The organism is Microcoleus sp. A003_D6 (assembly GCF_036702825.1).
GTDB lineage: Bacteria > Cyanobacteriota > Cyanobacteriia > Cyanobacteriales > Microcoleaceae > Microcoleus.
The window spans coordinates 1-13,402 of the sequence record NZ_JAUBWA010000070.1 but is presented as its reverse complement, the minus strand read 5'-3'; the positions used below and the strand labels follow the sequence as shown (position 1 = coordinate 13,402).

14 protein-coding genes are annotated in these 13,402 nt (G+C 46.5%); 8 read left to right on the top strand and 6 right to left on the bottom strand.

Annotation, left to right across the window (positions count from 1 at the left end; translation table 11 throughout):
- Positions 1-285 precede the first annotated feature (285 nt).
- Complete coding sequence (locus QUB70_RS19350; RefSeq protein ID WP_332982811.1) at positions 286-1,002, bottom strand: pentapeptide repeat-containing protein; 717 nt, start codon at positions 1,000-1,002, stop codon at positions 286-288.
- 592 nt (positions 1,003-1,594) lie between these two features.
- Between QUB70_RS19350 and QUB70_RS19345 the strand changes: the two genes are divergently transcribed.
- A complete protein-coding gene (locus QUB70_RS19345; protein ID WP_332982808.1) occupies positions 1,595-2,308 on the top strand; it encodes a tetratricopeptide repeat protein in 714 nt (237 codons plus the stop codon).
- Positions 2,309-2,385: 77 nt separating this feature from the next.
- On the opposite strand, the gene QUB70_RS19340 is transcribed toward QUB70_RS19345, so the two are convergent.
- Entirely contained in the window at positions 2,386-3,735 is a 1,350-nt protein-coding gene (locus tag QUB70_RS19340) for a peptidylprolyl isomerase (protein WP_332982807.1), read from the bottom strand.
- A gap of 119 nt (positions 3,736-3,854) precedes the next feature.
- Between QUB70_RS19340 and QUB70_RS19335 the strand changes: the two genes are divergently transcribed.
- Complete coding sequence (locus QUB70_RS19335; RefSeq protein WP_332982806.1) at positions 3,855-4,418, top strand: peroxiredoxin; 564 nt, start codon at positions 3,855-3,857, stop codon at positions 4,416-4,418.
- Between the two features lie 385 nt (positions 4,419-4,803).
- Here the strand turns inward: QUB70_RS19335 and QUB70_RS19330 are convergent, their stop codons facing one another.
- Complete coding sequence (locus QUB70_RS19330) at positions 4,804-5,343, bottom strand: phosphate-starvation-inducible PsiE family protein (RefSeq protein WP_332982804.1); 540 nt, start codon at positions 5,341-5,343, stop codon at positions 4,804-4,806.
- A 257-nt stretch (positions 5,344-5,600) separates the two neighbouring features.
- On the opposite strand from QUB70_RS19330, the gene QUB70_RS19325 reads away from it, so the two are divergent.
- The 3 genes from QUB70_RS19325 (at position 5,601) to clpS (ending at position 7,172) form a co-directional block, all read left to right on the top strand.
- The gene (locus tag QUB70_RS19325) at positions 5,601-5,753 is read left to right on the top strand and encodes a hypothetical protein (protein WP_332982803.1); all 153 of its coding nucleotides are present in this window, start codon (positions 5,601-5,603) and stop codon (positions 5,751-5,753) included.
- A gap of 129 nt (positions 5,754-5,882) precedes the next feature.
- Positions 5,883-6,485: a superoxide dismutase gene (locus QUB70_RS19320; RefSeq protein WP_332982840.1), complete on the top strand. Its 603-nt coding sequence runs from the start codon at positions 5,883-5,885 to the stop codon at positions 6,483-6,485.
- 393 nt (positions 6,486-6,878) lie between these two features.
- The gene (gene clpS, locus QUB70_RS19315; protein ID WP_332982802.1) at positions 6,879-7,172 is read left to right on the top strand and encodes an ATP-dependent Clp protease adapter ClpS; all 294 of its coding nucleotides are present in this window, start codon (positions 6,879-6,881) and stop codon (positions 7,170-7,172) included.
- A gap of 88 nt (positions 7,173-7,260) precedes the next feature.
- On the opposite strand, the gene QUB70_RS19310 is transcribed toward clpS, so the two are convergent.
- Positions 7,261-8,379, bottom strand: a complete 1,119-nt coding sequence (locus QUB70_RS19310) for a tocopherol cyclase family protein (RefSeq protein WP_332982800.1) — start codon at positions 8,377-8,379, stop codon at positions 7,261-7,263.
- 221 nt (positions 8,380-8,600) lie between these two features.
- Here QUB70_RS19310 and QUB70_RS19305 point away from each other — a divergent pair, with 221 nt between their 5' ends.
- On the top strand, positions 8,601-9,182 hold the full coding sequence (locus QUB70_RS19305; RefSeq protein ID WP_332982799.1) for an Npun_F5749 family FMN-dependent PPOX-type flavoprotein: 582 nt from the start codon (positions 8,601-8,603) through the stop codon (positions 9,180-9,182).
- 155 nt (positions 9,183-9,337) lie between these two features.
- On the opposite strand, the gene cysE is transcribed toward QUB70_RS19305, so the two are convergent.
- Positions 9,338-10,144 (bottom strand): serine O-acetyltransferase, encoded by an 807-nt coding sequence (gene cysE / locus QUB70_RS19300; protein ID WP_332982798.1) that lies wholly within the window; start codon positions 10,142-10,144, stop codon positions 9,338-9,340.
- A 150-nt stretch (positions 10,145-10,294) separates the two neighbouring features.
- On the bottom strand, positions 10,295-10,777 hold the full coding sequence (locus QUB70_RS19295; RefSeq protein ID WP_332982797.1) for a hypothetical protein: 483 nt from the start codon (positions 10,775-10,777) through the stop codon (positions 10,295-10,297).
- Between the two features lie 113 nt (positions 10,778-10,890).
- Here QUB70_RS19295 and QUB70_RS19290 point away from each other — a divergent pair, with 113 nt between their 5' ends.
- Positions 10,891-11,112 (top strand): hypothetical protein, encoded by a 222-nt coding sequence (locus QUB70_RS19290; RefSeq protein WP_332982796.1) that lies wholly within the window; start codon positions 10,891-10,893, stop codon positions 11,110-11,112.
- Positions 11,113-11,411: 299 nt separating this feature from the next.
- On the top strand, positions 11,412-13,217 hold the full coding sequence (gene mrdA, locus QUB70_RS19285) for a penicillin-binding protein 2 (RefSeq protein ID WP_332982794.1): 1,806 nt from the start codon (positions 11,412-11,414) through the stop codon (positions 13,215-13,217).
- Positions 13,218-13,402 lie beyond the last annotated feature (185 nt).

Here is a 13,402-nt window from a genome sequence, read left to right as displayed (position 1 = left end):
TATTTTCATGACTTAAGTCGGGGGCTTGTATCTCTAGGCAGGTGAGTTCAGGCTCTATTTCAAATTGTAACAGATGCACGCCGGTTCGGTTTGAGATTTGAGAGATATTTTAGTAAAATTGACAGGTTGGGAGTTGAAAGGTCGATCGCACCCTGGTTTGAATTGATATCTTGACACCATGCTCAACAAGCTGTTGGCAACGGGTTTTTGGCTTTATTCCACCAGAAAACTCATACATTCTGAAACAGGCCGGGAAGGCTGTTACTGACATTATTCAGATTGACTTTACTTTAAATTAAAGCCAATTTCTTCATTAATAGAGCCGTCCGGCATTATTGCCCCTGCAAGCACCGCGCCTCTGAAATTAGCTCCCGTTAAATTAGCGCCTTCTAAATTAGCATTGCTCAAATTTGTGACTTGTTTGGAACCTCGGAAAAAGAAGCTGTGCAAGTCAGCACCTGTCAAATTAGTGTCTGCCAAATTAGCATATTGCAAGTCCGCACCGTGCAGCGTCGCATCAGTTAAATTAGCTTCGGTGAGATTGCTTCCCCAAAGTCGAGAATCTAACAAATTAGCATCTTGTAAATTGGCGCGACGGAGATTTGCCAAAGTCAGATTAGCATCCCACAATTTCGTGCCGTTCAAATTAGCTTCCGTCAAATTTGCACGACTTAGATTGGTTCCCAAAATATCAGCATTTGCTAAATTAGCGCCGCTGAGGTCTGCGTCAGAAAAGTCAGCATCTTTTAAATTAGCACCCGACAAGTTGGCGCCGGACAAATTTGCGCCGCTCAAGTTGGCTTCTTGGAGATTAGCTCCCCGCAAATCGACAGCGCTCAAATCGCACTGCTTCCACAAAAAGCTGACGCACCAATTATCTTTTAATAGCTGACTCAAATCCTCCGCATTCGCGGCCATCACAGGAGGAGTTAAGTAGAGAGCGAACAGGACGATCGCCCACACTGCGACGAAGAAAGTTTTCAACCTCATAACTTTTTTCATTGACACTAATTTGCGCCATAAATTATTGACGTATCATCAAAGCATAGCAAATAATCTGCAACTTTCGTCAGCAATCTTACTCAAAAATATTAGTTAAATGTGAATCGGGGGTTGGCGCAGGCACAAACTTAACTGAGACAGTCTTAGACGCGCTTTGAGCTAGAAAGCCGGTTGCTTCACAAATGCCTAGCTGCCAAACTAATATTTTTCGTAAAAACCGGGTATAAGATGGTCGCCCGTGTTCGATCGGCAAATCCCGATCGAATATCGCTACAAATTAATACTTGCGGCGGGCAGTTGCGATCGACACTGTAGGGGCATCCCTCCAAACAATCCAGGTAGGAACTTCTGAACATAGAAAGAAAGGAACCGCCCAGCCAGCCTGAAAATCCGAGATTTAGGGGGTTCTAGACGCAATTCTCCCTAATTGCGATCGGCATCACTGACTAAGGCCAACTCCCCTCACACAAGTCAAGCCCCAAGCATCACCAATTCTTATCAAACTTATCACGTTTCTGAGAGCACGGATATCACTGCCAGTAGCTTAAATATCGAGGAAAATTAGAGCATACAGTTAAACATTTGCCCTCTCATGCCTACTATCCCCATTCTCCCGAGCCAATTAGTTGTCACCACTATTGTTCAGTCGATCGAATCTTTGGGATTCGCTAATATTGCAGGCCAAGTATTTGGGGGCGAGCAAGCTGAATCCCGACAAAAGGCAAATTTAAAAGTTAGTACCAAAAAGTTTTACACTCTGGGTTTAAAAAATCTCGAAAAACAAGACTGGCACGGTGCAATTAAAAATTTTACTGCCACAATTAAGATTAATCCGCACTTCGCGTCAGCTTACAACGATCGAGGTATGGCCCGCTACAAATTAGGCTACAAAGAGCCTGCCGTTGAAGATTTAACTACCGCTATCGAACTCAATCCTTACCGAGCCAAGTATTACACCAATCGCGCGTTTATGCTGACTCGTTTAAAAGATTATACTGCGGCGATCGCGGATTACAACTCCGCACTGCTGCTCAACCCCAATTTAGCTCAAGCTTACTTTAACCGAGGCGCAATCCGCCTGCAAATGGAAAATTCCCTGGCAGCATTAGCTGATTTTGAGTCAGCAATTCGTCTCGATCCCGATTTTGCTAAAGCTTACTTCAAACGAGGAGTTACTAGATATAAATTGAGAGAGGTTCAGGGAGCATTTGAGGATCTTCAGAAGGCGGCAGGGCTTTTTAAGCAGCAGGGGAGAATGGATTATTATCGAGATGCGGTTTCTAAAATTAGAAAGCTATGGTATTAGTTTATTTGGGAAATTGAGAATTGGAAATTGGGGAATTTGTAAGGTGCGCCACAAGCACCCTACACCTATAGTTAAAGTTAGCCAATTCTCAAGGCTGCATCCCCAGTTGGTAGATCGTTAGGACGAGGAATCGTAGATAAAGGAATTGCAAAAACTGCATTTTGAACAGAGGCGACAGTAGCATTTTGCACAACAGTAGAAGCCCCTGCCAAGTTAATTACAGTATTGCTTCCAGATTGAGTGAATGTAGTATCGGATAAATTTCCTGTCAAAGCAATGCGATCGCCTTCCTGCGGTCTAAAATCAACTATTGTATGACTTGTCGGGAGCAGGATAATGAAAGGAAGAGAAGCAGGATCTACTCCGAGCAAAACAAAAGTATCTGCACCGCTACCTCCTGTGAGAGTATTGTTGCCTGTATCTCCAATCAAAATATCATCGCCATCACCACCAATTAAGATATCATCCCCTTGACCGCCTCGCAAAAAGTCGTTACCAGCCTCGCCGTTGAGAATATCGTCGCCGAAATTGCCAATCAGAATATCGTTCCCAACACCGCCGCTAATGGAGTCGTTACCTTTGCCGCCTCGCAAAAAGTCGTCGCCGACTTCCCCCGCGAGGGTATCATTGCCTTGGCTGCCGTTAATGGCATCATTAGTTGGGGAACCGACGATGCGATCGCCTCCTGAACCTCCCAGTACACCGCTGGGATTTTGTTGAGAGTCTTGGGAAGTGACTTGATAGTTGTTGGTGGTGTTTTGCAATCTGAGCGATCGCAAAGGCAGATTTACGAGATTAGTATTATTAACAAAATTGTTCAGCAAAGTAGCATCGCTAATGATGCTGGAAACCCGACTGGGGACGATTCCTTGAACGACTTTGGCGCTAGAAATGCGATCGCCCTGCTGCACCGCGTTAACCGTATCAAAACCTTGAGTAACGTTGCCAAAAACAGCATAATTGCCATCCAAAAACGGCAAAGCATCCAAAGCAAAATAAAACTGCGAAGAAGCCGAATCCAAAGCTGTAGAACGAGCCATTGCTACAGCCCCGCGAGTGTGCTGCAACTGCGGCGTCTGGGTGACAACTTGGTTGTAAACAGGTTGCGCGGCCCCTTGCGGCTTAATTTCCAAAGGAATAAAACGCGCCTGATTGGTATCCGGGTCAATAAAACTCCCCGTTCCCAATTGACTTGCTGGAATTGTAGTATCTTTGCTGCGCGGATCGCCTCCTTGCACCACAAAAGGATCTGGCTGGCGCACAACTCGGTGAAACATCACCCCGTCGTAAGTGTCGCGTTCAACTAAGTCAACAAAATTTCCCCCAGTAATCGGGGCATTAGTGCCGTCTACTTCGATCGTAACGGGTTGACCGTTAATTACCTGGACTACTGTAACTTTGCCTGTTAACGGGAGTGCAGCGCTCATGGGTAAATTGCTATTGGAGTGAGTGATATTTGGGTTTTAGAAGCAATCCGCGAATTGCCCCTACCTATTTAATCAGAAAACAGTAAACTTGTGTTAAGTACAGTTCTACTTCTATTTTTATGATATCCCGTCGCAAGTTTTGTAGCACTTTATTGGCAATTTGTCTAGTCTTTCTGAGTTTCAATTTTGCCGCACCTGCATTTGCCCTCGGCGGCAAGCTTCCGGCAGTGAATGAAGCCGCACCGGATTTTAGTTTGCCGACAAACAGCGGCGACGGACAAGTTTCCCTGTCCGATTTTCGCGGTAAGTGGCTGGTAGTCTATTTCTATCCGAAAGACTTTACATCGGGTTGTACGATCGAAGCGCGTCGATTTCAGCAAGACTTGCCGAAATACTTGGCAAAGAATACTCAAATTATCGGCATTAGCGCTGATGATGTCAACTCCCACGCGGAATTTTGCGATTCGGAAGGTTTGAAATTTCCGCTGTTAGCCGATACCGATGGGAAAGTCAGTAAAGCTTACGGTTCTTGGATGAGTTTTATCTCGGCGCGGCACAGTTTTATTATTGACCCTGAAGGCGTTTTGCGGGAAACTTTTGTCAAGATTAATCCGGCGATTCACTCGAAAGAAGTTTTGGCTCGTTTGGGAGAATTGCAGGCTAACGGTTCAGTTGACAGTTGACAGTTGACAGTTGACAGTTGACAGTTGACAGGTAATACCATTTTAGATTTTAGATTTTAGATTTTAGATTTGAATAATTGGGAATGATTGATGAAGCTTGTCTTTGTAGTTAAGACTACATTCCTCTGAATTTTCAGAGGATTTTAGGCTTCACTGCAACCGTTATCAAGTTGATTTGACCTCACATCTTGCACCATTCTCAATAATCCTTTTTTGGGTGGGTTCTCCTGCCAACCCTACGAGAAAATCTACTCTTTGTGGAACGGGCATCTTGCCCGTTCTTGACAATGATTCAACATCTCAGTTTTACGGGAAATGATGACTGGTAACGTGACAAGCAATATAAGAGTAAATCTAAAATTTAAAATCGCCTGTCCCGCCCTACTCAATGAGAATTAAACTGGCTATTGATTGCAACAGGTTCGGAAGAAGATTCCGGCTCGAAAAATTTTCTATTTCTGTTAGCAAGGCGGCGTTCCGGGTCAATTCCCTCGAAGGTTGGCGGCAACCAAACTCGGACTACCAACAACACTCCCAAAACTAGCAAAAATGCGCCTGTTGATAATATTTGAACCCAGGGAGTTTCCAGCACTCCCCGCACGATAACTTCTCGCAAAACAGATACTATACAAACTTCCACAGCCACGCCTATCGAAACGCGCTGCTCCTGCAAGTAAATAATTAGCAACCGAAATAATTCCACCAAAACTAATAAAAATAGAATGTCTGCCGTCACTTGCTGAAAATTCAAAGGAGGCAGCAGCGAGAAAAACATTTCTCGCAGTTCGATCACCATGAAACAGAACAAACCGATACACAAAGAAATTACAATTAAGTCTTGAACTGTTTCGAGAGCGCTGACTATTAGTTTCAGATTCAACCATTGGGGGGGGTGATTAATCTGGTTATTTGAACGGTTTTGCATAGATGGCTCCTGCAATATGTTTGACTTGCTTACAGCTTAAGTTAAAGTTAGCTTATCTTTGACAAAAAACTGGTTTAATTTATTTATAGCCATCATAAAACTTCCCTCTGTTGACAATTTCCCACAAACTTTTATTTACCGCGCAGGTGGGTTGACATTTTGCCAAAGTTTGTGCTAATTCAGACCTGCTATTAGTAGATTTGACTGGTGAAAAGCAGAAGTTAATCGATTTTAGATTTTAGATTTTAGATTTTAGATTGAAGAATGGGATAATTGAAGAAAGCGACCTCACGGATGAATCCGGGGGCTGGTTATCGGATACTATATTTTTTATTTCTGCACGGATGAATCCGGGGGCTTGTACCCTGGCTGATGAAGGTCAAAATCCTAAAATGCTGCAATTGCTATAAAATATGAAAATTGTAAAGAATTATTTACCGCAGCTTGATAAACTCAAGCTAGCGACTCTCGGCTTCGATCGTACAAAAGCCGGAAAGTTAACCCAAAAACCAAAAGTCATCCAGAGAGGATTGAACACAATGGCATTTGAACTCGCACCATTACCCTTCCCCGCTGACGCGCTAGAGTCAGATCATATGTCGGCAAACACGTTTTCGTTCCATCACGACAAGCACCACGCTGCTTACGTGACCAACCTCAACAAACTGATTGAAGGCACTGAACTAGCCAGCAAATCCCTCGAAGAAATTGTCAAGGAATCTGCTAAAGACCCATCCAAAGCAGGCATTTTTAACAATGCAGGTCAAGTTTGGAACCACAATTTCTTTTGGAATTCCCTTGCACCAAATGGCGGCGGCGCTCCGACAGGAGCTTTAGCTGAGAAAATCAATGCCGACTTCGGCAGCTTCGACAAATTCAAAGAAGAATTCAAGACTGCTGCGACAACTCAGTTCGGTAGCGGCTGGGCTTGGCTGGTTTTAGACAACGGCACTTTGAAAGTTACCAAAACTGCCAACGCCGACACCCCGGTAGCACACGGCCAAATCCCGTTGCTGACTTTGGATGTGTGGGAACACGCTTACTATTTGGATTTCCAAAACCGCCGTCCCGACTACATTGCTAATTTCTTGGATAATTTGGCTAACTGGGAGTTTGCGGCCAAAAATTTGGCTGCGGCTTAGTAGTATCTGAGTTTGAGGACTTTAGTCCTCACTACAAACTTCATAGGTTCGCAGTGAGGGCTAAAGTCTTTTTTGAGATGAGTATTCACTTGAGTTTGACCGAGAATTTCTTGATGGTACAAGCCCCGGATTTATCCGTGGAATCAATCAAAAATCAAAAATCAAAAATCAAAAATCCTCAAGCCCCCGAATTTATCCGTGGGGTCAATCTAAAATCTCAAATCTCAAATCTAAAATCGATTGACGGGCGCGGTGCAACGCAGGACTCAGGGGTAAAAATATGCCCCGAAGGAGATAGAACTGCCAAGTAGCGGTTAAAAATTTCTGAAATTGTGTTATAGTGCGATCGGTAACTCTTTTACGAATTTTGTAGTTTCAGTGGCTGTTCGCGCGATGACCTCTTCACCAACCATAGCACCCGTTCGATCGAGTCAAGTTACCCGCAAACCTTATCCCAACTATCGGGTAATAGTCCTCAACGACGATTTCAATACATTTCAGCACGTTGTGGAATGTTTGACGAAATACATTCCAGGAATGACGAGCGATCGAGCTTGGAAACTTGCCAACCAAATCCACAATGAAGGCCAAGCCACCGTCTGGGTAGGCCCGCAAGAGCAAGCAGAACTTTATCATATGCAGTTGAGCCGTGCTGGACTGACAATGGCTCCGCTAGAGTCTACTTGAAAAGTTTGTAGAAGGCCCGAAAGTTCGATCGATTGTTTGTCGCTACTTAATCTCAAAGTGTTCTGACTACTGTTAACTGACTAATCACTTAATTCGATCGCCAAGTTTCATCCCAAGGCCCGCCCCCAACTTCCAAACCTGATAAAGAACTTTGAGCCTCTAAGATAATTCGAGAACGCTGCTTGCCATTTTTTTCAACATTTCCCCCCAACAATTCTCGCAGTTGCAAGCGCAATTCGCCGTGCGTCGTATCCCGGCAGCAAAAAGCCATGCCTTTTTCGGTAGGAGTTCGTACATAAGTACCAGAAGTCTTCGCAGTCCCAATCAACTCAACTTCAAACTGACTATTTTTAGCCTGCATTTTCCAGCTTCCCCAAGGTTCAATATTCCAACTAACTTGCGAATTCCAAGGCACAAATTCGTAAAATTTGCCTCTGTAATGCAGACAAATCATTGCCACCGATTCCATCCACCACAGCACGCTCCGCTTGCCGCCGCCAGCAGTTAAAGCTAAATCGCTTTCGCCTTGAAAACAATTGCAATTAATCCAAAACCACTTTTGCGGAAAAGCACCGCCCCAGTTTTTTTCGCTGTAAGCGGGAGCATCTTTAAATTCATAGCGTTCGCCGTTCCAATCGATCCAGCCTGTGGCTAAACCGTGAGCCATTAAAATTTGCCATCCGGGTTCAAATACGGGCAGAAAAGATAGCATTCCCGCCGTGGATTTCTGGAGTCGATCGGAGTTTCCCCAGCCGTAAACAGGTTTGATTTCGTACTGCCAAAAACAGCGGCTGCCGCTTCCCGGATCGTGCAGATAACCTTGATTCAAAGTAGCAGTAGCTTGATAGCCTTCTTCGACGCGGCTGTCGAATACTTGAGGCTCTAAATATTCTGGTTTAATTTGTAAATCTGTTTTCCCCCAATGTCCGAAACCCAAGCTTTCTCGGTGTGCCCAAAACTTATTTACATCGGGGAATGTGCGGCACAAATAGCTATCTTTCGGGCCGAGAATTTGAGCTGCACCGCCGCTGTAAGGTTGACCGCCTCTGGGGTCTTCGATGGAATACATGAATGCAAAGGATTGTCCGTGAATCGGTAATGTTATTCGATAGTACCAGCCTTCAAAAAAGCGCCGGGAACTGCCGTCCCAGTGGTAGCCACTGTGGGGAGTTTCAATAGTTTTGAGTTTTGAGAGTGAATTTGACATAAAATTACCAATAGCAGAAAGAAGAGTCATTAGTCAGCAGTCAGCAGTCAGCAGTCAGTAGTAGGTTGCTCAGCGTGCACCTTACCCAATCCCCAATTCCCTTTTTTCCTTTTTCCTTTTTCCCAATTCCCAATTTTCAATGACTAATGACTAATGACTAATGACTAATGACTAATGACTAATGACTAATGACTACTGACTAATATGATAGAAGATTAATTATGTGTTTAGCACTTTGGCGATCGCCCTTAGCTCGCGCCCTCCACCGCAACCGCAGTCTTGCTTTTTCCCGCTACTTGCAATTGGCAACTGTTCGGGCGGACGGGCGTCCGGCCAACCGCACTGTGGTGTTTAGAGGCTTTTTAGCAGACGCCAACCATTTAAAGTTTATTACAGATATTCGCAGTCAAAAGGCAGAGGAAATTAACCTCTATCCTTGGGGGGAAATTTGCTGGTATTTTCCCAAAACTCGCGAACAATTTCGGATTGCTGGAAAGCTAGTTTTGGTAGGGGCCGATTATTCAGAGGCAGAGTTGCGCTCATCGCGCCGCACAGCTTGGCAGGAGCTTTCTGAGGCGGCTAGATCGCAGTTTGCTTGGCCGAATCCGGGGGAAGACAAAGCGGAGGCTGGTGCTTTTGATTCTGCTTCCCCAGATGCGATCGAGCCGCTGCCTAATTTTTGCTTGCTGTTGTTGGAACCGGAAACGGTGGATTTTTTGGAGTTGCGGGGGGAACCGCAGAACCGATCGCTTTACGGGCGCGACGGGGAGGGAAATTGGTTTGTGCGATCGGTCAATCCGTGAAAAAGAAGTCAGCAGTCAGTAGTCAGTAGTCAGTAGTCAGTAGTCAGTAGTCATTGGTTATTTGTTGTCAGTTCCAATGCCCAATGCCCAATGCCCAATGACCAATGCCCAATGCCCAATGCCCAATGCCCAATGCCCAATGACTAATTCAAATTTTAGATGCCGCTGCCGTTGAAAAATTCTTGAATTGCTTTATCTTTTAACTTGCAGCTAGGGGTTGTAACTAGCTGTGTTTTTTCGGCTAAGGCTACATTGCTGGCTTGGTTTAAAGCTTCTGATACTGAGTGGAAATTGTGGGAATTGGAAACAGAAGTTAAGGAGACAGATGGTTGGTTGACTAAACTTTTTACTTGCTGTTCGAGGGACTCGATGCGATCGAGCAAAGAGCGAATTACCACAGCTTCCGAATCCGGCAAGCAGCCGTGTTCTAGGGGATTGACGCGCACTCCCGACCGGTAGACTATGCGGCCGGGAATCCCTACCACCGTGCAGTCAGATGGTACGTCTCTGAGGACGACGGAACCGGCGCCGATGCGAACGTTGTTGCCAATTAGCAGATTGCCGAGTACCTTGGCGCCGGCACCGACAACTACATTTTCGCCGACGGTAGGGTGACGTTTGCCGCTTTCTTTGCCTGTGCCGCCGAGGGTGACACCTTGGTAAATTAGGGCAAAATCGCCGATAATCGCTGTTTCGCCGATTACAACCCCCATTCCGTGGTCGATGAATACGCTTTTGCCGATCGTTGCCCCTGGGTGAATTTCAATTCCGGTCAAAAAGCGAGCAATGTGGGAAATCAAGCGGGGGATGAAGGGAAGTCCCAGCACGTAAAGCCAGTGTGCGAGGCGGTGCAGCACTAGGGCCTGAAGACCGGGGTAACAAAATAAAACTTCCAGCCAGTTGCGAGCGGCAGGGTCGCGATCGAAAATTATACTGAAGTCAGCTCTAAGGGTCTTTAGCACTTTCGGATTTACCAATTTTGGTTAAACACGCCACTTTCAATTTTACATTTTACTGGATGGGGGAAGTGAGCGACCGATCGGGAGATTGGGGGGGAGAGTGGGGGAGAGTGGGGGAGTGGGAGATTGGGAGAGGGGGAGACGGGGGGCAGCTTATTCCTGTAGTGAGATCGTATAGTTAGACTTGACTCCGGGTTCGAGAGTACCGACCCAAATCCTGTAAGAGCCTGCTTGCCAGTCTGAATCAACAATGCCAGCATCTTTATTCTGTCCTGCATCGTCTCCGCAGCGCACCGTATTACCGGGGCCTTTTACGAGTAAGGTTGTGTCCTTGCCTCCGCTGTTGACTTTGATTGTGAGTTTTGAAAACTTTTGCTGCAAGACTATGATGTGGTCGGGAGTTGGAGTGGCAAAACCCAAACATTTGTTTTTGTGCCGATCGGCGTTGGCAATGGCAGATAGAGAGTACGAGCCGCCTGTGGAACCTCTCAAAACTGCTGTTGGGGCTCCAAAACCTGGCGATAAAGTTAAGGTGCCGAAATTGGCTGTTTCTGCTAAAACTGGTAGGGCTGCGATCGCCGCGATCGCAGCCAAGAGCGCACCGTTTTTGAAATAGGCTCGCGGATTAAACAACATGGCAATACTTCTCTGTCACAACTTAAAATCACAACTCAGAATTTACCCATCGCAGCCCCAAGAATCTGCTCTCTGGAGGAAGAATAATTTTTTGAAAATTAGTTCAAAGCCTTGTGGCTTCTGTTCCTTATTTCTATCAGGACAATACCTGTGCGATCGCGATCGCTCGTGCCACTCCGAGTTCTGCCACACGCGGTCGGCTCGTATCCGAAATTATACGCTGTCTAGATGATCGATTTGATACTTCTTGCCTTGCTGTTGGCGATCGGTTCCCTATTGACACAGGTTTTGGTATTGTTACCTATGGATCTATCGGGCTGGCTCCACTTCCCTAATTGGCTGAGCCTGACCTTGGTTTTGCTTGCTATTTCTTGGTGCTTGGGGGATTAGTCATCCATGAGTTAAGTAGTAGTTCCGAATTAATTACACGACATTTCGCGTGAAAGCCTTACCTAGCAAGGAGTCTTTCTGTAATTAATTTTGTGTAGTTACTTATTAGTTATTAGTCAAAAGCCCGCGATCGAGCGTTCCCCTTCCCCAACGGTCAATGCCCGATCGCCGCCGGTCGGATGATGTATACTTCACAATTGACTATCGGGAATCTAAAATCTAGGATTTGATATCTACTTATAGAATGATGCAACGACAAATTTCTTCGCTCTCTGGATTTCACTCTTCTGACAAAACCCTAGGGGAAACTCCTAAAAAACAGTCGCGTCCGATACACCGGGCCCTCGTGTTAATGCTAGTGGCAACCGGTTTGCTGGGCCTGCACGCTAGTCGGCTGGTGGAATTGCAACTGGTACAAGGGAAGCAAAACCGGGAACGAGCCGAAAACAATCGCGTTCGCCTAGTGCCAATGCCGGCGACTCGCGGACACATTATCGATCGCAAAGGCAAGCTGCTAGCGGCAAACAATTTAGCTCGATCGGTATATTTGTGGCCGAAAGAACAAACGCCGGAAGAGTGGAAAGCGACAGCAGAAAAGTTGAGTCCGCTGATTAAAATCCCGGCCCAAGAAATTTTACAAAAATTAAAACAGGTCGATCCTCTATCCTACAGACCGGTGCGGATCAAGCAAGCGATGCCGCCGGAGGTGTTTGTGCCGCTAGCAGAACAGGTGGGACAAATGCGGGGAGTGGAAGTGCGGCCAGAAGCGAACCGCTACTATCCCGAAGGCAGTTTGGCGGCTCACGTTCTCGGATATATTGGCGAAGCTACCGCAGAAGACTTGAAAGCTCACCCGCAATATCCGATGGGGATGATTGTCGGTCAGATGGGCATAGAAGCGAGTTCTAACAAGAAGATTGCGGGAGTTTGGGGCGATCGGCTGATCGAGGTAAATGCCCAAAATCAAGAATTGCGGCTGATGGGAGAGACACCGCCCAAACCTGGCGAGGCGGTGCAGCTAACCATAGACTTGTCCATGCAAAAAGCAGCGGAAAAAGCCTTGGGGAACCGCCGGGGGGCAGTAGTGGCCCTGGACGTGAAAACCGGTGGGGTATTAGTTATGGCCAGCCACCCGACTTTTGACCCCAATCTGTTTACGCGAAAAATCAGTAAGGATGACTGGGCAACTCTTCAAGACCAGGAAAATTCATTTTTGAATCGGGCCATGCAAGGCTATCCCCCCGGTAGCACTTTTAAAATTGTGACTTCCGCCGCGGGCATGGAATCGGGCAAGTTTTCGCCGGACTCAATTCTCGGTACTTCGGCTTACATTACTGTGGGGGGAATTGATTTTAACGAACACAGCGGCGGTTACGGCTACATAGGCTTTCGGGATGCCTTGGCTTTCAGCAGCAATACGTTTTTTTATCAAGTGGGGATGAGTACGGGGCCGGAGCAAATTTCTAAGTGGGGACACCGCTTGGGAATTGGTAAGGATACGGATTTGAATCTTTTGGGGCTAAGCGGCGGGGATCACGGTCAAATCCCGACGCCGGAGGATAAGGAGAAAATGTATAAAGAACCTTGGTATGCGGGTGATACGGTAACGATGTCGATCGGTCAGGGGTTGGTGTTGGTGACTCCTTTGGAAGCGGCGGTGATGGTGAGTTCGATCGCTAACGGCGGCTATCGGGTCAAGCCCCATCTTTTGACTTCTATGACCGGCACAGCCCAGACTCAACGGGTAAAGACGGGAATGAAACCTTCGACGATTCAGGTGATTAAGGAAGGACTGATCGCGGTGGTTGCCGAGGGTACGGGACAGGGGATGAATGACGGTTCGATTCCGCTGACGGCGGGCAAAACAGGGACTTCGGAGGTCATCGGACAGCAGGATCACTCTTTGTATGTGGCCTTCGGGCCTGCTGACAAGCCGGAAATTGCGATCGCCGTGGTTGTGGAAAATGGCGGTTACGGTTCTGTTGCTGCGGCCCCGATCGCAAAAGAGGTGTTTCAAGCTTATTTTGGGCAACAGAAAAATCAAAATTAGTCATTAGTCAGCAGTCATTAGTCAGCAGTCATTAGTTATAAGGAATACCCTGAAAACCCCGTGACTTCAGTCCGGGGATGAAAGGGCGTTGCAGGATTTATCCTGCCTGTCATTGGTGACAAGTTAAGGCTGTAAGTCTTTTGTCAAGAGGTTTTCAGAGAATTGTTGAAAAAGAACTGGTCAGA